This is a genomic window from Mesorhizobium sp. 8 (assembly GCF_006351905.1).
GTDB lineage: Bacteria > Pseudomonadota > Alphaproteobacteria > Rhizobiales > Rhizobiaceae > Mesorhizobium > Mesorhizobium composti.
Genome location: NZ_CP040914.1, coordinates 2,148,549 through 2,167,139, shown reverse-complemented (window position 1 = coordinate 2,167,139; position 18,591 = coordinate 2,148,549). Strand labels below are relative to the sequence as shown.

Sequence of the window (18,591 nt, the reverse complement as noted above, 5' to 3'; positions counted from 1 at the left end):
GTTCCCCAGTTGGTGGTTGATCGTTGCGGTTGTCTTGTCCTGTCAGCCGTTTGCCGCCTGCATCCAGGTTTCATGCAGGTGGCGCCATTCGACGCCGTTCGGCGCCGACGGATTCTCGGTGAAAAGGGCGGAAGCCCGTCGCGCCGTCGCCTCGCCGGCGCGACGCTGTTTCTCGACATAGGTGACGACGATCGCATTGCCGGCCTGCCAGGCCGGGCGGATGTCGGCGATCTCGATGGCGAAATCGTTGTCGAAGGCGCCGCGATTGGCATGGACATGGCCGATGACCTGATCGCGGTCGAGGGCGGCGCCGGAGGGCGGGATCATCTGCATGCCCGGTCCCATGGCGCGCTCGAACAGGGAAAAGTCGGCCGCATCCGCCGTGGCGCGGTTGTACCATTGGACGAAGAATCGGTGCAGCGCGATGACCTCTGCGCCGGCGCGTTCGAACAGGGTGGCCGGGAGGCTCATTTCTTCCCCGCGTTCAGGTTGTAGTGCATGATCGAGCCGTGCCGGCCGGTGCGGTCGCGCTCCAGCGTGTAGACGTCGCCCTCGGGGCCGCTGCTCCTATCGATGACGGCCTGGATGGCGGCGAGGTCGGCGTCGCTCAGGACGACGTCCATGATGCCGGCATTGGCGAGCGCATGGTCCCGGTTGCGAGCGCCGACGATGACGGCGGCGACGAGCGGCTGGCGCAGCACCCAGGCGCTGGCGACGCTGGCGATGTCGACGCCATGGCGTTCGCCGACTGCCTTCAAGGCGCTGAGCAATTCCTGGAACAGCGCCCAGCCGCCGAAATCGTCGATGATGAGCTTGTATTTCACCAGCGAGCGGTTCTCCAACTGCATATCCGGTTCCGGCGCGCCCAGCCATTTCTCGCTGAGGAAGCCGCCCGCCACCGTGCCGTAGCACAGGAACCTGATGCCGTTTTCGCGGGCGAAGTCGGCAAAGCCGTTGAGCGGCCGCTGGTCGAGCACGGAGTACTGCAACTGCTGGCTGACCAGACGAATGCCGCTGTCGACGATCTCGGCAAGGTGCGGTACGTCGAAATTGGTGGTGCCGAGGTTGCGGATCTTGCCTTCGGCCCGCATCTCGTCCAGCCAGCCCATCGCCTCGACATAGCCGGGGAGCGCATAGTCCCACCAGTGGAACTGCACGAGGTCCAGCCGCTCGGTCTTCAGGCGCTTCAGCGAGGTGTCGACGATGCCGCGAATGTAGGGACGGCTGATGCGCGACAGCGCTTCGAGGTCCGGCACCAGCTTGGTGTGCACCTTCATGCGCGCGGCGACGTCCAACCCACGCTCGGAGGCCAGCTTCAGCCGTGCGGCGCCGATGAGTTCCTCCACGCCGGTATAGATGTCGGCGCAGTCGTAGGTGGTGATGCCGGCGTCGAAGGCGGCGACGAGGTCGTTCACCGCCTGCTCGCGGTCGATAGCGCCGTGGCCGCCGGCAAGCTGCCAGCCGCCGCGGATGACACGCGGGATGACATAGCCGGGTGCGAGTTCGAAGGTCGTGGTCATGTCAGTCGTTCTCCTGCGGCAGCGGCACCGCCGTCGTCTCGGCATGGCTGAAACGGCGCTTGCCGAGGCGGACGATCCTCAGCCGGCTGCCGCAGTTCGGATCGGGACAGGCGATCTCGGCGTCCGAGGTCATCCAGTCGTTCGGATGCGTCTGGCGCTGCTTGGCGGCGAGCAGCGGCAGCACGGCGGCGATGGAATAGATGGAAAAGCCCTGGCCGGGCGGCAGGGAAAGCATCTCGCCGCGCAATTCGAAATGGTCGCCCGCCTTGGCGCCGCAATAGACCGACTTGCCTTCCGGGATGACCGCCTCGACGCGCAGGTCGTAAAGCTCGAAGCCGTCGTCTCGTTCCCCAGACATGGTCAGGCCTCCGCTCGGCTAAACGTCACCTCGCAGGCGCCGGTCCTGCGGATGGCCGCGCAGCCGGCCGCCAGCGCCTCCCGCTCCTGCGGCCGGACCTGGGCGACGACGCTGCCGGGCAGCCAGCCGATCGGGAACAAAAGGCGGGCACCCGGCCCGTAGAACAGGCCGATGTCGAAGATCGCGCTGGGGCTGCCGCCCCACATGCGCGGCGGCACGTAGGAGAGCACGATATCGCCCGGCTGGGGGGTGAGCGTCGCGTTTTCCGCCGGCAGGGCGGCGGCATAGGACACGCCCTCAAGATGGGAGGCCGGGATCGGGCAGGAGATTTCCGGCCCGGTCCACATGGCATGGATGCCGCCGACTACACGTGGTTCGCTGAGGTATTCCCACAGGAAGGCGGCGTTGGCCGGCGCCTTGTCGGCCAGCAGCGGGGCTAAGACGGAGAGGCCGGATTTCGGCTCGGTGATGGCGATGGCGCGGTTCGTCATTGTGAGCCTTCCCGGTTCTCGGCGTCGGATTCCAGTTTGTTGCGCAGATAGGCGAAGGGCCGGCTGATGTCGGCCACCAGCGCCTCGCGCGCCGCCTCGGCGTCCTGTGCGGCGAGCGCTGCGACGATGGCGCGGTGGTAGCGCGCCGTATCGACCTCGCCGGCCTCGGAGAAGGCGTAGATCGCCACGCGGATGCAGGGGCCGGATTGCAGCCACAGGCTCTCGATCATCGGCATCAGCACGGCCGAGCCGCAGGCGCGGTAAATCTCGAAATGGAAGCGCTGGTTCAGCGTGACTTCCTTGTCGACGTCCTTTTCCTGCGCCGGCGCGCGCATGTCGTCCCACTCGGCCAGCAGCGCCTCGACGGAGGCGATGGCGTGCGGCGTCATGCGCGGCGCGGCGAGCGCGATGGCCTCGCCCTCGATCAGGATGCGGGTGCGCAACAGGTCGTCCATGCGCTCGATGGTGACCGGCGGCACGCGCACGGAGCGGTTGGGCAGTGCCTCCAGCGCCTTTTCGGTAATGAGCCGACTGATCGATTCGCGCACCGGCATGGTGCTGGTGGACAGCGCGCTGGCGAGGCTGCGGATGGTCAGCACCTGGCTGGGCGCGAACAGGCCGCCGATCAGCGCACGGCGCAGCTCCGCGTAGACGCGATCCTGCACCGTCTCGCGCCCCACCGGCGCAAGCTGAGCGGCGAAGATGTCGTTCCTCTCAGCGGCGCTCTTCAGCATGTTCCATCCCATTTTCCGCTTGCGAAATATTTTAAGCCTAATATTTTGATCATAGCAAGTGTGATCACAGATCAAAATTGCGAAACGAGAGGGGCGCCTTCTTGGGAGGAATGGCGAACGTGGCTTCGACCGACAGGCCGGCACAGGGAAGTACCGTACTCGGCGCGCGCAATGTCGTTCGGCATTTCGGCGGCCTCTATGCCGTCAACGACGTATCGTTCGACGTCCGGCAGGGCGAAATCCTCGGGCTGATCGGGCCGAACGGCGCCGGCAAGACGACCATGTTCGACCTTTTGGCCGGCAGCATCGCGCCGAGCCGCGGCGAGATCTTGCTGAACGGCGTCACGGTGTCGGGCGAGCCGGCGCATCGCCGCATCGGCCGCGGACTTGGCCGGACTTTCCAGATTCCGCGGCCGCTGGCCAATCTCAGCCTGGTCGAAAACGTCATGCTGGCGGAGCAGGGGCAGGCGGGCGAGCGGCTGCTCGCCAATTTCCTGCAACCGTTCCGCGTCGCCGCGCAGGAGCGTGCCGCCGAGCAAAAGGCGATGGATCTGCTCGACCTGGTTTCCCTGTCGCGGCTGGCGCATGAGCCGGCGCGGGTGCTTTCGGGCGGGCAGCGCAAGCTGCTGGAACTGGCGCGGGTGATGATGGCCGATCCGACGATCATCCTGCTCGACGAGCCGGCGGCCGGCGTCAACGCCACGCTGCTGGAGGTCATCATCGATCGCATCCGCGAGATCAACCAGCGCGGCGTCACCTTCCTGCTCATCGAGCACAACATCGACATGGTGAGCCGGCTTTGCCATCGCGTGCTGGTCATGGCCGCCGGGCAGCTCATCTGCGAGGGCACCGCGGCGGAAGTGGCGCGCGACCCGCGCGTCATCGAAGCTTATCTCGGCGGCGCGGCCCAACCCGGAGAGGCGGCATGAGCGGCCCGGTGCTCCAGGTCGACGGCCTCGTCGCCGGCTACGAGCCGGGCGTGCCGATCGTGCGCGGCGCCTCGATCCGCGTCGAGCGCGGCGAGATCGTCGTCGTGCTCGGCCCGAACGGCGCCGGCAAGTCGAGCTTCATCAAGGCCATCGCCGGGTTGGTGCCGGTGTCGGCGGGCAAGGTGCTGCTCGACGGGACCGACATCACCGCCGTGCCGGCACACCGCATGGTGCGCATGGGCCTGGCCTTCGTGCCGCAGACGGAAAACATCTTTCCGCTGATGAGCGTGGACGACAATTTGAAGACCGCCGGCGGCATCCTCAAGGCAAAAGAGGCGGTGGAGCGCATCGCGCGGATGTACGACACCTTTCCCGACCTGAGGACGTTCCGCCGCACCGCCGCCGGCAACCTGTCGGGCGGCCAGCGGCAAATGCTGGCGGTGGCGCGGGCGCTGATCGTCGAGCCGAAGCTGCTGGTGCTGGATGAGCCTTCTGCGGGGCTTTCGCCGAAGCTCGTCGCCATGGTGTTCTCCATGCTGGCCGACATCCGTAAGGCCGGCGTCACCATTTTGCTGGTCGAGCAGAACGCCAAGGCGGCGCTCGCCATCGGCGACCGCGCCTATGTGCTGGTCGAGGGCAGGGAGGCGCACGAAGGCGTGGCGTCCGAACTGTGGAACGATCCGGTCGTCGCCGAACTCTATCTCGGCCAGCGCGCGCAGCCGTCGAGGGGAGACGAGGCATGAACCTGCAGTTCGTTGTCGACGGCCTGCTGACGGGTTCGATGATCGGGCTCGGCGCCATCGGCGTGACACTGACCTATTCGATCCTGCGCTTCTCCAATTTCGCCCATGGCGACTTCATGGCCTGGGGCACCTACGCGACGCTGGCCGTTGTCGGCGCCATCGGCGCCATGGTCGGCAAGGTCGCGCCGATCGGCCCGTTTTCCTTCGGCTGGCCGCTGCTGGTCGCTCTCGCCGTCGGCTGTGCGCTGACCGGGCTGCTGGCGCTGGCGCTCGACGCCATGCTGTTTTCGCGGCTGAGGGCAAGGGGGCAGTCGATCATCGTGGTGATGGCATCCTTCGGCGCCTCGATGGCGCTGCGCAGCCTGCTGGAGTTCATCTTCACCTCGCGCCCGACCTATTTCTCGCGGGCGATCCAGATCGCCATGCCGGTCGGTTTCGGCATTCGCATCACGCCGGACCAGGTCGCGCTTCTGGTGTTGACGGCGGTGCTGGTGGCGGCGACGCATCTGTTGATGACACGCACCCAGACCGGCCGCTCCATGCAGGCGGTTAGCCAGAACCCGGCGCTGGCGCGCGTCGTCGGCATCGACGTCGCCAGGGTGGTGCGCGCCACCTGGCTGCTCGGCGCGGCGCTCGCTTGCGTCGCCGGCACCATGGTCGGCATCCTCGTCCAGATCAGGCCGCTGATGGGTTTCGACATGCTGTTGCCGATGTTCGCGGCGGCGATCCTCGGCGGCATCGGCTCCGTGCCGGGCGCGGTGCTGGGCGGGCTCATCATCGGGCTGGCGGAGGCCGCCGCCGTGCAGTTCGTCGGCGCCGAATGGCGCGCTGCCGTCTCCTTCGTCATCCTCATGGCGGTACTGTTCGTGCGGCCCATCGGCCTTTTCGGGGTGAAGGAACGATGATGGACCTGATCGGCTACGGCGCCTTCTTCCTCACCACGGCGCTGATCTTCGCCATCATCAGCCTCGGGCTCAACCTGCAATGGGGGCTGACCGGCCTGTTCAACGTCGGCGTCGCCGGCTTCGTGGCGATCGGCGCCTATACGTCGGCGCTGATGACCACGCCCGACGATCCGACGCGCCTCGGTGGCTTCGGCCTGCCGATCCTGATCGGCTGGGCCGGCGCCATGGCGGTTTCCGGCATCGCTGCGGCCATCACCGGCTTCGCCACGCTCAGGCTCAGGTCGGATTATCTCGCCATCACCACTTTCGGCGTTTCGGTCGTCGTCCAGCTCGTCGCGCTGAACGCGCAGAAGCTGACCGGCGGCGCCTTCGGCGTCGGCTTCATTCCGCGCCCCTTTGCCGGCCTTGCCGAAACGCCGCTGCTGTTCAATCTCTCCAACCTCGCCATCGTCGCGGTGGTGACGCTGCTCGCCTACCTGGCGCTCGAACATCTGTCCCGCAGCCCGTGGGGCCGGGTGCTGAAGGCGCTGCGCGAGGACGAGCGCGCGGCGATCTCGCTCGGCAAGAGCGCGCGCTTCTACCGGGTACAGGCCTTCGCCGTCGGTGGCGCGCTGATGGGGCTGGCCGGCGCTGTGCAGGCGCATTTCACCGGCTTCATCGCGCCCGACAACTATGCGCCAATGCTGACGTTCCAGGTCTGGGTGATGCTGATCGTCGGCGGGTCGGGCAGCAATCTGGGCGCCGTCGTCGGCTCGGTGCTTGTTTGGGCGATCTGGGCCGGCTCCGGCGCGCTGACGGCGACGCTGTTCCCGCCCGAGCAGCAGGCGCGCGCAGCCTCGCTGCAAATCGTCGCCATCGGCGTGATGCTGTGCGTCATCCTGCTGTTCCGGCCGAACGGCCTGTTCGGCAATTTGACTTACCGCCGCCGTTTCGGCCTGAAGGCGCGCAAGCCTTCATGACCGGGATTTCGCTCTGGCAGGCGGTGGCGCGGGGCCGCCGCGACCGGCCCGCGCTGGATGAATCGGCTAATGCCGACCTGGCGATCGTCGGCGGCGGCTTTTCCGGCCTGTCGAGCGCGCTGCATGCGGCGGCGAAAGGCCTGTCGGTCGTTGTGCTGGAAGCGGAAACCGTCGCCTGGGGGGCGAGCGGCCGCAATGCCGGCTTTGTCGTGCCCAACTTCGCCAAGCGCGACCCCGACGACATCGTGGCCGAACTCGGCCGCGAGCGCGGCGAGCGGCTGGTGGATTTCGCCGCCGCCAGCGGCGATCTTGTCTTCGAGCTGATCCGACGCCACGCCATCGCCTGCGCCGCCGACCGCAGCGGCTGGGTCCAGCCGGCGCACACCGAGGCCGCTTTCGCCAAAGTGAAGGCGCGCGCCGCGCAATGGGCGAAGCGGGGACGTCCGGTCGAGGTGCTGGACGCACAGCAGGTGGAGGCGTTGACTGGCGCCGGGGGCTATGCCGGCGGCTGGATCGACCGCTCCGGCGGCGTGCTCGATCCCGTCGCCTATGCGCTGGGGCTAGCCGACGCCGTCGAAGCGGCCGGCGCCCGCATTTTCGAGCGGACCCGTGTGACGGCGATCCGCCGGGACGCCGGCGGCTACCGGCTGGCGACGGCGAAAGGCGAAGTGCGCGCCGCAAAAGTGTTCGTGGCGACCAACGCCTATGGCGGGCCGCTTTTTCCGCAGCTTGCGCGCAGCTATTTCCCGCTGCGCGTCTTCCAGATCGCGACGCGGCCCTTACCTATGGCGGCGCGGCTGCGGCTTCTGCCCGGCAACCAGTGCGTTTCGGATACGCGGCGCAATCTCTTCACCTTCCGCTTCGATGCCGACAACCGCCTGATCAGCGGCGGCATGCACATCTTCAGCCCCGGCGCCGCCGAGCGCGTGCCGAGGGCCATCCATAGGCGGTTGGCGGAAAAGCTCGACCTGCCGGATATTCCGCCGATCGAACATGCGTGGTCGGGCTTGGCCGCGGTCGCGCCGGATTTCCTGCCGCATCTCGTCGACCTTGGCCCCGGCATGATCGCCGGCTTCGCCTGCAACGGTCGCGGCATCGCGATGACCACGGCGATGGGCGCGGCAGTCGCCGACTGGGCCGCCGGCGCCGATCCCGAAGCGCTGCCGATCCCCTATGCCGCCCCGCGCGCGATTCCCCTGCACGGCCTTCTCAGGCACGCGCCCAACGCGCTTTTGCCGTGGAGCATGCTGTGCGACCGGCTGGACGAGACCGGAGCCGGATAGGGGCGGCCACGCCACGCTCCATTCACTCGCTCGCGTTTGCGGAAGGTCGGCCGAACGTCTGACCTGATCGCGGCCTTGCGAGACGGGGCATGGATTTCAGGATCGCGTACGATTCCGCAACCACGGAAACTCGACGGCGGCCTCCTTGATCGCCGCTTCCAGGCTGTGGAAGATCGCGTTTCTGTCCGTCCGGGTTTCCCAGTATTCGTCGTGGTAGTTGTCTTCCGGCCAGTCGTCGATTTGAAACTGCTCCACCGAATACCCGAAAGCGCCGTCAGGCCGCTGATAAAACAGCACGCGCGTTCGTGCGTCGGGGCTCAGGTGGCGTTGGAGTTCCCGATTCAACGGTCTCACCCATTCCGCAGCGCCGCCATCAGCAGCGTCGCGGTGTGCGTATGGTCCGTGGCGGCTTGCTGCGGCAACGGCAATCGAGCCCAGTCCGTGAGTGCACCGACGTGTTCAGTCATCGAGGAACCGATGGAAGTCGCGCAGTCGACCGCGCCGGACTTCGCCAGGGTGACAATGGCGGTTCCGATTCCGTCGTAGCCGATGGCGGCCAGCCGCTCCACGTCTGCATCGTCGAAAACCCTGACATCGAACAGAAGCGTGCCGCCCGTTCTTTGCGCTATGCTCGACATCCGGCTGGAAAACGGCGGCTGCAAACCGTCGGTGGGGACGAACGTGTCCTCCAGCAACGCCAACTCGACCTGTTCTGCCACCATATCGGGAGGTTGCGCCATTCATTGCAATCAGCAATAGGTTTCCGATTGAATTCACAGCAAAATCGGTGACGCAATGCAGCGGTTCCGGTCCGTGACCCTACCGATGCCTCTACCGATACCTGAGGCGATGCCTATACTGGACCGGCCGCGTCGGTTTCGTGGCGGTCGCCGCCGTTTCGGTGCGGCGGCAAAATGGGGGATTGAAGATCGATGTCGACCGCGCCGGATAAACCCCTGATCCTCATTGCCGATCCTGAGCCGCGGACGCTGGACCTGATCTTCGAGCCGGAGGCGATGGCCCGACTGAGGGCGCTCGGCACCTTGCGCGTCCATGCCGACGGACAACGCCTTTCCGATCATGATCTGGACGCCGCGCTGGCGCAGGCGGTAATCGTCATCGGCCAGATCGACCTGCCGACCGAGCGGCTTTCGCGCATGGGCAGGCTCAGGGCGATCTTCAACATAGAGGGCAATTTCCTGCCCAATGTCGACTATGACTGGTGCTTCCGGTACGGCATTCACGTTCTCAACATCAGCCCGGTCTTCGCCACCTCGGTCGCCGAGACGGCACTCGGCATGGCGCTGGACCTGTGCCGCGGCATCACCGCGACGCATGAGAACTTCCGGTCGAAATCGGAGGCGTGGGGCCTCGAAAGCAATGCCGAAAGCTTCCTGCTCAGCGGCGCGACAGTAGGCATCGTCGGTCTCGGCGATCTCGGCAGCACCTTGCGCAAGATGCTCACGCCATTCCATTGCGAGGTTCTGGCGTTCGATCCGTGGCTGTCGGAGCGGCGCATCCGCGAGCAGGGCTGCGTTCCCGCCGGCCTCGACGATGTCTTCCGGCTGTCGCGCGTCGTCTTCCTGTTCGCCAGTTCGACCAGCGAGAACCAGGGGTTCATCGGCCGGCGCGAATTGCAGTTGATGCGGCGCGGCTCGGTGCTGCTGCTCATGAGCCGCGCCGGCATCGTCGATTTCGCGGCGCTGGAGGAAGCTGTGCGCAGCGGCCATGTGCGTGCTGGCATCGACGTCTTCCCGGTCGAGCCGTTGCCTGCGGATTCTGCGCTGCGGAGCCTCGACGGCGTCATCCTCTCCAGCCACCGCAGCGGCGGCACGCGCGACGCTTTCCTGGAGATCGGCCGGCTGGTCGTCGATGACAGCGACCTGATCCTGCGCGGCCTGCCGCCGCAGGTCTGTCGGCGCGCCGAACGCGAGACGGTGGCGATGATGCGCAGCCGGCCGGTAGCGAAATCGTGACAGACTGCGCGACCGGTCAGATTTCGGGGATGTTTTCCTTGAAGACGACCTGCAGCCTCGGCGGGTGATAGTCGCCGGCCTGTCCGCGTACGGCGTTCGACAGCACGTTCAGCGCCTCGCGCGCCTCGACGCGCGGGTTCTGGTCGATGACGGCGTCCATCGTGCCGTCGAGCAGCAGCGACTTGGTGCCCTCCGTCACCTCATGGCCGACGAACACCACCGTGCTCTCGCGGCCGCGCTCCTTCAGCGCGCGGGCGATACCCGGATTGCCGGCGCCGATATTGTAGATGCCGGCGAGGTCGGGATGACGGTCGAGCAGGGCCGCCGCCTCCGAATAGGCGCGCTCGCGATCGTCGAGCATCTCGCGCAGTTCGACGATCTCGATCTGCGAATGCTCCTCGGCCAGCAAGTGGCGAAAGCCCATCTCGCGCTCTTCATGGCCGCGATAAGACAGGGAGCCGGCGAACAGCGCCACCTTGCCGGCCCGGCCTGCACCCATGAAGCGGCTCATGACATAGCCGGCGAGCCGCCCGGCTGCCCGGTTGTCGATGCCGATATAGGCGACGCGCGGCACATGCAGGATGTCGGAGGCGATCGTCACCACCTTGACGTCGTTCGCCGCCAGCGAGCGCAGCGCCTCACGTACCGTCGGATGGTCGAGCGCAATGACGCCAACGCCGCGCGCGGCGGGGGGCAGTTCGGACAGGCTTCTGGCCAGCCGGTCGGGACTGAAGCCTTCTATCGCCGTGATATGGACGTCGAGGTCGGGACGCGCCTGCGCCTGCGCCTCGATTTGCCGATGCAGCATCTTGATGAAGGTGTTCGTGCCTTCCGGCAGGATGAAATCGAGGCGCACGACCTCCGTCTCGTGCGCGGCGGCAAGGCGCCCGCCCGCATCGGCGATGTAGCCGAGACGCCGGGCAGCCTCCATCACGATCTCGCGGGTGCGCGGGCGCACGCCCGAACGGTTGTTCAGCACGCGGTCGGCCGTCGCAGGCGAAACCCCGGCTTCGCGGGCGACGTCAGTGAGCGTGAAGCGCACGGCTGGCCTGCCTTTCAATGCCGGTTGCAGCCGCGGCGCGGCGTGGGACGGGAAGCCGGAACCCGAATTGATTCCGGCCGGCGATAATGATGCGGGACCCGATCCGACACAAGCCGAGGCGTGCCGGCCGCCATATGCCGGTGAGCGCAGGTCCTGCCGATTTTGCCCCGGAAACGAGCCTGTACAGCATTGGTTGACCCCTGGCGCCGAAGTCCATCCCTTTATGCGTTGAAATGATGGTTTTTGATCTGTGTTGATGTTGACTATGATGGTTCGCCTCGTCAATATCCCTCTTGCGGATTGCTGACAGCGTCCGAAGGGGGAGGAGCCCCGAGCATCGAAATTTCGGTCCGACCGGTGCGCAGTGTGCGCTGCCGTGTCGAGCGAGGGGAATTGACGAGCGTGGCAGACGCCAGGGGATTCGAGCCGGACGCCAAAATCCGCGCCAGGGACTACCGGATCGGCTGCATCGGCGCCGGCATGATCATGGCCGAGTGCCATCTGGCCGCCTACCATGAAGCCGGCTTTCCGGTGGCGGCTATCGCCTCACGCACGAAGGCAAATGCCGAAAAGGTTGCCGCCCGCTGGGGCATTCCAAAGGTGCACGACACGCCGCTGGCGCTGATCGAGGACCCCGAGGTCGAGATCGTCGACCTCGCTTTTCCGCCGGACCAACAGCCGCAGCTGATCCGCCACGCGCTGAAGCAGAAGCACGTCAAGGCGATCCTCGCCCAGAAGCCGCTGGCGCTGTCGCTGGAGGAGGCGATCCGGCTGCGCGACGAGGCGGCGGCCTCCGGCAAGATTCTGTCGGTCAACCAGAACATGCGCTACGACCAGTCGATGCGCGTGCTCAAGCAGATCATGGATTCGGGCGCGCTGGGCGACATCGTCTTCGCCGAGATCGACATGCACGCCATTCCGCACTGGCAGGGCTTTCTGCGCGACTACGACCGGCTGACGCTGTCCAACATGGCCGTGCATCATCTCGACGTGCTGCGCTTCCTGTTCGGCGACCCAGACGAGATCACCACGCTGACCCGCAAGGACCCGCGCACCACCTTCCCGCATTCGGACGGCATCACCGTCTCGACATTGCGCTTTCCGTCCGGCGTGCTGGCGGTGTCGCTGGAGGACGTGTGGTCCGGACCGCGCACTGAGGGATACAAGGACGACCAGCATATCGCCTGGCGCGTCGACGGCACCGAGGGCGTCGCCAAGGGCACGATCGGCTGGCCGATGGGAGTTGCCTCCACGCTGACCTACGCCTCGACGAAAACGACCGGCGGCGAATGGGTGACGCCGACCTGGAAAACGATGTGGTTCCCGCATGCCTTCATCGGCGTCATGGAACAGCTCCAGCATGCCGTGAAGACCGGCACGCCGCCGGCGCTGTCGGTCGCCGACAACGTGCGCACCATGGCGCTGGTCGAGGCCGGCTACCGCTCGATCGAGGAGAAACGAACCGTCAGGCTGTCGGAGGTTTTCTCCGGCTGAACCGCCATTCGCGGCCGGCCGGTCGTCAAGCCTACTGGAGTCCGTACAGGGAGAAGTTTTCTATCATGATGCAAGCTGGCATTTTCACGGGCTACTTCCCGTATGGCCTCGAGGAGACCGCGAAGAAGATTCGCGCGCTCGACTTCAACACCGTGCAGCTCGACCTGCATTTCAAGGACATCGACCTGTCGGCCGGCCAGATCACCAAGGACAAGGCCAGGAAAGTTCGCGACGTCTTTCGTGACCACAACCTGCCGATCTGCTGCGTTTCCGGCTACACCAACATCATTCATCCGGACAAGGCCGAGCGGGCGAAGCGCGTCGGCTATCTCAAGGAGATCATCCGCCACGCGCGCGACTTCGGCTCGGCCTATGTTATCTCGGAGACCGGCACCTTCAACACCGAGTCCGACTGGGTGCATCATCCCAAGAACAAGACCGAGGAAGGTTTCGAGGAATGCCGCAAGGTGATCGCCGAGCTTGCCCAGCTCGCCTACGACCACGGCGCGGTGTTCTGCCTCGAAACCTACGTCAACAATGTCGTCGGCTCGGTCGAGGAGACGGTGAAGATGTTCGCCCAGGTCGACCATCCCGGCCTCGGCCTCTTGATGGACCCGACGAACTATTTCGAGAGCCACAATATCGACCGCATGGGCGCGATCCTGCATCAGGTGTTCGACACCTTGCAGGACAAGATCAAGATCGCCCACGCCAAGGACGTGAAGCGCTCGGGCACCGACAAGTCTGAGAAGCACGCCGACATCGGCGACGCCGACGCGATGGAGAGCCACACCTTCCGCGGCGTCGGCGAGATCGAGCTGCCGGCGCCCGGCCTCGGCGAGCTGGACTACGACCTCTATCTGCAATTGCTGGCGCGCAAGCACTCCAACATCCCAGTCATCATCGAGCATCTGGCGGAAGACGACATTCCGCGCGCCAAGAAGTTCCTGGACGGCAAGTTCCGCGCCAACGGCCTTTGAGCGGCCGGATTACCGGGCGGGAGAAGAAGTTCGTTTTCAAAATGGGAGGTAATCGATGTTGAGTAAACTGAGACTGCTCATCTACGGCATGGTCCTTGCGATGGTCCTGCCGCTCGCGGCGCAGGCCAAGACGTTCTACTGGATTTCGCACGGCAGCCCGGCCGACCCGGTCTGGACCTACTTCCTGCAAGGCGCGGAGATGTGGGCGAAATCGACCGGCCAGACGGTCAAGACCTCGTTCCACAACGGCGACGTTCCCGCCCAGCAGGAAGCGCTGCGCGCGGCCATCGCCGCCAAGGCCGACGGCATCGTCACCACCAGCCCCGATCCGGGCAGCCTGGTCGACATCGTCAAGGAAGCGAAGCAGGCGGGCATCCCGCTCATCAATTTCAACACGCCCGACCCGTCGGCGCACTTCCAGGCCTATGTCGGCACCGATCTGGTCGTCGTCGGCAAGGGCTGGGCGCAGTATCTCGTCGACCATAACTTCGTGAAGAAGGGCGACTTCGTCTGGATGCCCGTCGAGGTGCCCGGCGCCAGCTACGGCGTCGAGGAAACCAAGGGCATCAAGGAGGTCTTCGATCCGCTCGGCATCACCTACGAGGTCACCGAAACCACGCTCGACCAGGCCGAGATCATCACCCGCATGAGCGACTATCTCAACGCCAACAAGGCCAAGATCAAGGCCATCATCGGCCTCGGCGATCTGGCCACCGGCTCGATCAAGCGCGTGTTCGACCAGGTCGGCGTCAAGGCGGGCGAAATCCCGGTCGTCGGCTGGGGCAATTCGCTGGACACCACCAGCGAGGTCACCGAGGGCTACGTCAACGCCGCCCAGTGGCAGGATCCGCAGGCGACCAGCTATCTGGCGCTCACGCTTGCCATGATGGCCACCGACGGCGTGCCGCCAGCCTTCAACATCACCACCGGCGCACTCTACGACAAGGAAACGGCGGACGTCTACGCCAAGGTCATGTCGGCCAAGTAAGCGCTCGCATCCTCGTCTTTGCGGCGTCATGCGCGCCGCGAAGACGGCTCCACAGGCAACCGGCCGCACGTCGCGGCACCCGCAACGCAGCCCTGAAAGTCGGACATGCAACGTTTGTTCTCCAGACCCGAATTCGGGCCGCTCGTCCTGCTCATCGTCGAACTGGTCGTCTTCCAGTCGATCAATTCGCAGTTCCTGTCGGTGCTCAACATCTCCAACACGCTGGCCTTCTCGGTCGAGCTCGGCCTTGTCGCACTGGGCATGACGCTCTTGATGACGTCGGGCGAATTCGACCTGTCGGTCGGCTCGGTCTTCGGCCTGTCGCCGGTGATCATGTGGTCGCTGTTCAACAGCGGTGCGTTGCCGCTGGAGGCCGCCTTCGTCGCCGGACTGCTGATCGCGGCGCTGATCGGCTTCGTCAACGGCTGGTTCGTCATTCGCCTGAAAATCCCGTCCTTCCTGGTGACGCTCGGCATGCTTCTGATCGCGCGCGGCACGGCGCTGTTCATCACAGACGGCTTCCCGCAGCGCACCTGGGACGCCAGCGGGCAATGGCTGGCGGAAGTCCTCGTCGGCGATTTCTATGTCGGGCCGTTCCGCATCTACATGTCGCTGTTCTGGTTCATCCTCGCCGCCGTCATCCTCGGCTACGTGCTGACGCAGACGAAGTTCGGCAACTGGGTCCAGGCCTCCGGCGGCAACCCCGGCGCGGCGCAGGCGCGCGGCGTCAATGTCGGCCGCACCAAGATCATCCTGTTCGTGCTGTCGGCGGTGCTCTCGGCCTTCGCCGGCATCATCAGCTCGATCCGCACGTCGGCCGCCAACCCCAACAGCGGCACCGGCTACGAGCTCGAAGTCATCGCCATGGTGGTGATCGGCGGCACGGCGTTGACCGGCGGGCGCGGCACCATCATCGGCACGGTGATCGGCATCTTCATCCTGCGCATCATGCGCAACGGCATCGTCATGGTCGGCGTGCCGGGCCTCGCCTACAACATCTTCATCGGCGCGATCATCCTCGGCATGATGGCGTTGCATTCGGGCCTCGAGCGCCGGCACCAGTCAGGGAATTAGAGCGATGCCCGAAGAACTCGTCCTGATGGACAATGTCAGCAAGTATTACGGCCGCGTCCGCGCCCTCGACGGCGTCACCTTCCGCGTCTTCAAGAACGAGATCGTCGGCCTGCTCGGCGACAATGGCGCCGGCAAGTCGACGCTCATCAAGGTGCTGTCGGGGGCCGTGCGCTCCACCGGCGGCGATATCTATATCAAGGGCAAAAAGGTCGACATGCGCAGCACGGCCGACGCCATCGCCAACGGCATCGAGACGATCTACCAGGACTCGGCACTGGTCACCCAGCTTTCCATCGCCCGCAACCTGTTCCTCGGCCGCGAGCCAATCAAGGGGCCGGGCTTCTTCAACAGGATGGACCAGGCCAAGATGGAGGAAGTGGCGACCGCGCTGCTGAAACGCGTCGGCATCTCCAAGAACATCCCGGTGACGACGCCGATCGGCTCGCTTTCCGGCGGCGAGCGGCAGGCCGTCGCCATCGCGCGCGCCATGCACTTCCACAGCGACCTTATCATCCTCGACGAACCGACGAACAATCTGGGCGTGGCGGAGACGCAAGGCGTGCTGCGCTTCGTGCGCAACGCGCGCGACACCGGCCATTCCTGCATCTTCATCGCCCACAACATTCATCACGTCTTCGAAGTGGTCGACCGCATCGTGGTCATGCGGCAGGGCAAGGTGGTGGCCGACGACATCGATCCGAAGAAGACCACCGTGCGGCATGTCGAGGAAGTCATCACCGGCATGTCGGAAAGCGAACTCAGGAGCGCGGTGGCGCATTAGGCCTCCGGGAAGGGCCGCGAAGGCAATCGAAGCAAGCCAGCGATCATGGTGGACCTCTACGGACAGACGCTCTCGCGCCGGCAACTCGCCGAGCGCACCGGCTCGCTCTCGCAATTCGCCGGCGTGCGGCTGATGACGCTCGGCGACGGCGTGGAGCGCGGCATCCGCATGCTGGAGTTCCGCACCGGCACTGGCCTGCGCTTCACCGCGCTGGTCGACCGCGCGCTCGACATCGCCGACTGCGACTACAAGGGCCGGGCGATCGGCTGGCATTCGCCGAGCGGCTTCCGCCATCCCGGCCTGCACGACGTCGAGGGCGAGCAGGGGCTTGGCTGGGCGCGCTCCTTTTCCGGCCTGCTCCTGACCTGCGGCCTCGACCACACACTTGGTCCTGCCGAAGTGTCGGCCGAGACTTACAACTATCCCGGCAAGGCGACGGTGCGACACGGCCTGCATGGCCGCGTCAGCACCATTCCCGCGCGCCTGACGGGCTACGGCGAGCGCTGGGAGGGCGACCGCTGCGTGCTATGGGCGGAAGGTGTCGTGCAGCAGGCCGCCGTCTTCGGCGAGGACCTGCACCTGATGCGGCGCATCGAGGCCGATGTCGGCTCCAACGAGATCCGCCTGTCGGACAGGGTGGTCAACCACGGCTTCCTGAAAACGCCGCATATGTTCTTCTACCACGTCAACATCGGCCATCCGGTGCTGGACGAGGGCTCGCGCTATCTGGCGCCGATCCGCGACGTCGTGTGGGCGGCCCATGCCGAGACCTATCGCCGGCAGGGCGTCGGCTACCGCACCATGCCTGGTCCGCGGCTGGGTTTCCGTGAGCAGGTATGGGAGCATGAGACGGAGGCAGACGGGGCGGGCCTCGTGCCGGTGGCGCTGGTCAACGATCGTCTCGGCCTCGGCTTCGAGGTCGAGACGCGCAAGGACCAGCTTCCCTGCCTCTACGAATGGCAGAACTTCCAGGCCGGCTCCTACGCGCTTGGCATCGAGCCCTCGACCCACCACGTCCTTGGGGACGCCGTCGCACGCGAACGCGGCGAAATGATCTGGCTGGAGCACGGCGACAGCCGCACCTACGACACGACTTTCCGGGTGCTCGACGGCGCGGAGGAAATCGCGGCGGCGGAGCGCCGGATCAAGGCGATAGCCGAACAGCCCGACGAAGACTACCCGGCCCCGTCCGGCAGGTTCACGAGCCTTGGAGGTCAGCGATGACGACGGCGACGTTCCAGAAGACGAAACGCGACTACAGCCTTGTCGGCGAAAGCACCAGACGCGCCATAGAGACGGGGCTGGCCTCGGCCGAATGGTATCACACCGACGTGCCCCGCAAGTTGATGAAGGAACTGATGCAGCGTTCCGATGGGCCGGCGATCCGCGACACGGTCCTGTGGATCGCGCTGATCCTCGGCTCGGCCGCCGGAGCAATCTATTTCTGGGGCACCTGGTGGTGCGTGCCGTTCTTCTTCGTCTACGGCGTGCTCTACGCCTCCTCCAGCGATTCCCGCTGGCACGAATGTGGCCACGGCACCGCCTTCCGCACGCGCTGGATGAACGACGTCGTCTACCAGATCGCCTCCTTCATGCTGATGCGCAATCCGGTGCAATGGCGCTGGAGTCACGCCCGCCACCACACCGACACCACCATCGTCGGCCGCGACGCCGAGATCGCCGTGATGCGCCCGCCTGACCTGTTGAAGGCCGCGCTGATGTTCACCGGCCTGCTCGATCTGCGCTATTCGCTGCCGGCGCTTTTCCGCCAGGCCTTCGTCGGGCTGAACGCCGAGGAGAAGAGCTACGTGCCGGAGATGGAATTCCGCAAGGCGGTCGTCGCGGCGCGCTGGCACGTGGCGATCTACCTCGCCACGATCGCGCTGGCGCTCGCCATGCGGTCCTTCCTGCCGCTGATGCTGATCGGCGGGCCGCGCCTCTACGGTTCCTGGCACATGATCCTGACCGGCCTGTTGCAGCATGTCGGGCTGGCCGACAACGTCACCGACCACCGGCTGAACACGCGCACCGTCTACATGAACCCGGTCAGCCGCTGGATCTACTGGAACATGAACTACCACGTCGAACACCACATGTTCCCGATGGTGCCCTATTACGCGCTGCCGAAGCTGCACGAGCTGATCAAGCACGACCTGCCGCAGCCGAACCCGTCCATGTGGCATGCCTATCGGGAAGTGTGGCCGGTGCTTTTGCGACAGCTGAAATACGAGGACTATTACCTCAAGCGCGAGCTGCCGCCGACGGCCAAGCCCTATCGGGACGAGTTCCACAACATGACGATCCCGGCCGCCGCCGAATAGGCCGGCTTACCAC

21 protein-coding genes are annotated in these 18,591 nt (G+C 65.9%); 13 read left to right on the top strand and 8 right to left on the bottom strand.

The genetic code is table 11. From position 1 onward, the window contains the following. Positions 1–42: 42 nt before the first annotated feature. The 5 genes from FGU64_RS10505 to FGU64_RS10485 are packed head-to-tail and all read right to left on the bottom strand — an operon-like array spanning position 43 to position 3,103. On the bottom strand, positions 43–471 hold the full coding sequence (locus FGU64_RS10505) for a DUF4440 domain-containing protein (RefSeq protein ID WP_139953251.1): 429 nt from the start codon (positions 469–471) through the stop codon (positions 43–45). Further along, positions 468–1,520, bottom strand: a complete 1,053-nt coding sequence (locus FGU64_RS10500; RefSeq protein WP_139953249.1) for an aldo/keto reductase — start codon at positions 1,518–1,520, stop codon at positions 468–470. The genes FGU64_RS10505 and FGU64_RS10500 overlap by 4 nt, the downstream gene beginning before the upstream one ends. A 1-nt stretch (position 1,521) precedes the next feature. Continuing rightward, positions 1,522–1,878, bottom strand: coding sequence for a TIGR04076 family protein (locus FGU64_RS10495; protein ID WP_139953248.1), 357 nt, complete (start codon positions 1,876–1,878; stop codon positions 1,522–1,524). Positions 1,879–1,880: 2 nt separating this feature from the next. Next, positions 1,881–2,369, bottom strand: coding sequence for a DUF3830 family protein (locus FGU64_RS10490; RefSeq protein WP_136359690.1), 489 nt, complete (start codon positions 2,367–2,369; stop codon positions 1,881–1,883). After that, positions 2,366–3,103: a GntR family transcriptional regulator gene (locus FGU64_RS10485; RefSeq protein WP_136359691.1), complete on the bottom strand. Its 738-nt coding sequence runs from the start codon at positions 3,101–3,103 to the stop codon at positions 2,366–2,368. The genes FGU64_RS10490 and FGU64_RS10485 overlap by 4 nt, the downstream gene beginning before the upstream one ends. Positions 3,104–3,222: 119 nt before the next feature. Between FGU64_RS10485 and FGU64_RS10480 the strand changes: the two genes are divergently transcribed. Genes FGU64_RS10480 through FGU64_RS10460 form a run of 5 tightly spaced genes read left to right on the top strand, consistent with a single transcriptional unit; the run spans position 3,223 to position 7,922 of the window. Beyond that, positions 3,223–4,032 carry an ABC transporter ATP-binding protein gene (locus FGU64_RS10480; RefSeq protein WP_246671290.1) on the top strand — a complete coding sequence of 270 codons (810 nt, stop codon included), beginning with the start codon at positions 3,223–3,225 and terminating at the stop codon, positions 4,030–4,032. Beyond that, on the top strand, positions 4,029–4,775 hold the full coding sequence (locus tag FGU64_RS10475; protein WP_139953244.1) for an ABC transporter ATP-binding protein: 747 nt from the start codon (positions 4,029–4,031) through the stop codon (positions 4,773–4,775). The genes FGU64_RS10480 and FGU64_RS10475 overlap by 4 nt, the downstream gene beginning before the upstream one ends. Further along, entirely contained in the window at positions 4,772–5,680 is a 909-nt protein-coding gene (locus FGU64_RS10470; RefSeq protein WP_139953242.1) for a branched-chain amino acid ABC transporter permease, read from the top strand. The genes FGU64_RS10475 and FGU64_RS10470 overlap by 4 nt, the downstream gene beginning before the upstream one ends. Beyond that, entirely contained in the window at positions 5,677–6,639 is a 963-nt protein-coding gene (locus tag FGU64_RS10465; protein ID WP_168734581.1) for a branched-chain amino acid ABC transporter permease, read from the top strand. Before FGU64_RS10470 ends, FGU64_RS10465 begins: the two co-directional genes overlap by 4 nt. Further along, positions 6,636–7,922: an FAD-dependent oxidoreductase gene (locus FGU64_RS10460; protein ID WP_139953240.1), complete on the top strand. Its 1,287-nt coding sequence runs from the start codon at positions 6,636–6,638 to the stop codon at positions 7,920–7,922. Before FGU64_RS10465 ends, FGU64_RS10460 begins: the two co-directional genes overlap by 4 nt. Positions 7,923–8,018: 96 nt before the next feature. On the opposite strand, the gene FGU64_RS10455 is transcribed toward FGU64_RS10460, so the two are convergent. Both FGU64_RS10455 and FGU64_RS10450 read right to left on the bottom strand, forming a co-directional pair. Next, a complete protein-coding gene (locus tag FGU64_RS10455) occupies positions 8,019–8,267 on the bottom strand; it encodes a hypothetical protein (protein WP_136359696.1) in 249 nt (82 codons plus the stop codon). A 5-nt stretch (positions 8,268–8,272) separates the two neighbouring features. Next, positions 8,273–8,662 carry a hypothetical protein gene (locus tag FGU64_RS10450; RefSeq protein ID WP_136359697.1) on the bottom strand — a complete coding sequence of 130 codons (390 nt, stop codon included), beginning with the start codon at positions 8,660–8,662 and terminating at the stop codon, positions 8,273–8,275. Between the two features lie 192 nt (positions 8,663–8,854). Between FGU64_RS10450 and FGU64_RS10445 the strand changes: the two genes are divergently transcribed. Beyond that, positions 8,855–9,898, top strand: coding sequence for a hydroxyacid dehydrogenase (locus FGU64_RS10445; protein ID WP_139953238.1), 1,044 nt, complete (start codon positions 8,855–8,857; stop codon positions 9,896–9,898). A gap of 16 nt (positions 9,899–9,914) precedes the next feature. Here FGU64_RS10445 and FGU64_RS10440 read toward each other — a convergent pair whose 3' ends face one another. Then, on the bottom strand, positions 9,915–10,940 hold the full coding sequence (locus tag FGU64_RS10440; protein WP_139953236.1) for a LacI family DNA-binding transcriptional regulator: 1,026 nt from the start codon (positions 10,938–10,940) through the stop codon (positions 9,915–9,917). Between the two features lie 402 nt (positions 10,941–11,342). Here FGU64_RS10440 and FGU64_RS10435 point away from each other — a divergent pair, with 402 nt between their 5' ends. The 7 genes from FGU64_RS10435 to FGU64_RS10405 all read left to right on the top strand — a co-directional run bounded on the left by FGU64_RS10435 (position 11,343) and on the right by FGU64_RS10405 (position 18,578). After that, positions 11,343–12,434, top strand: coding sequence for a Gfo/Idh/MocA family oxidoreductase (locus tag FGU64_RS10435; protein WP_139953233.1), 1,092 nt, complete (start codon positions 11,343–11,345; stop codon positions 12,432–12,434). Positions 12,435–12,499: 65 nt separating this feature from the next. Further along, on the top strand, positions 12,500–13,414 hold the full coding sequence (locus FGU64_RS10430; RefSeq protein ID WP_139953231.1) for a sugar phosphate isomerase/epimerase: 915 nt from the start codon (positions 12,500–12,502) through the stop codon (positions 13,412–13,414). Between the two features lie 55 nt (positions 13,415–13,469). Then, positions 13,470–14,402, top strand: coding sequence for a substrate-binding domain-containing protein (locus FGU64_RS10425; RefSeq protein ID WP_139953229.1), 933 nt, complete (start codon positions 13,470–13,472; stop codon positions 14,400–14,402). Positions 14,403–14,507: 105 nt separating this feature from the next. Then, the gene (locus FGU64_RS10420) at positions 14,508–15,476 is read left to right on the top strand and encodes an ABC transporter permease (protein ID WP_136359702.1); all 969 of its coding nucleotides are present in this window, start codon (positions 14,508–14,510) and stop codon (positions 15,474–15,476) included. Positions 15,477–15,480: 4 nt separating this feature from the next. Further along, entirely contained in the window at positions 15,481–16,257 is a 777-nt protein-coding gene (locus FGU64_RS10415) for an ATP-binding cassette domain-containing protein (RefSeq protein WP_139953227.1), read from the top strand. Between the two features lie 45 nt (positions 16,258–16,302). Beyond that, positions 16,303–17,481, top strand: coding sequence for an aldose 1-epimerase family protein (locus tag FGU64_RS10410; protein WP_139953226.1), 1,179 nt, complete (start codon positions 16,303–16,305; stop codon positions 17,479–17,481). Next, the gene (locus tag FGU64_RS10405) at positions 17,478–18,578 is read left to right on the top strand and encodes a fatty acid desaturase family protein (RefSeq protein WP_139953224.1); all 1,101 of its coding nucleotides are present in this window, start codon (positions 17,478–17,480) and stop codon (positions 18,576–18,578) included. The genes FGU64_RS10410 and FGU64_RS10405 overlap by 4 nt, the downstream gene beginning before the upstream one ends. Positions 18,579–18,591: the final 13 nt, after the last annotated feature.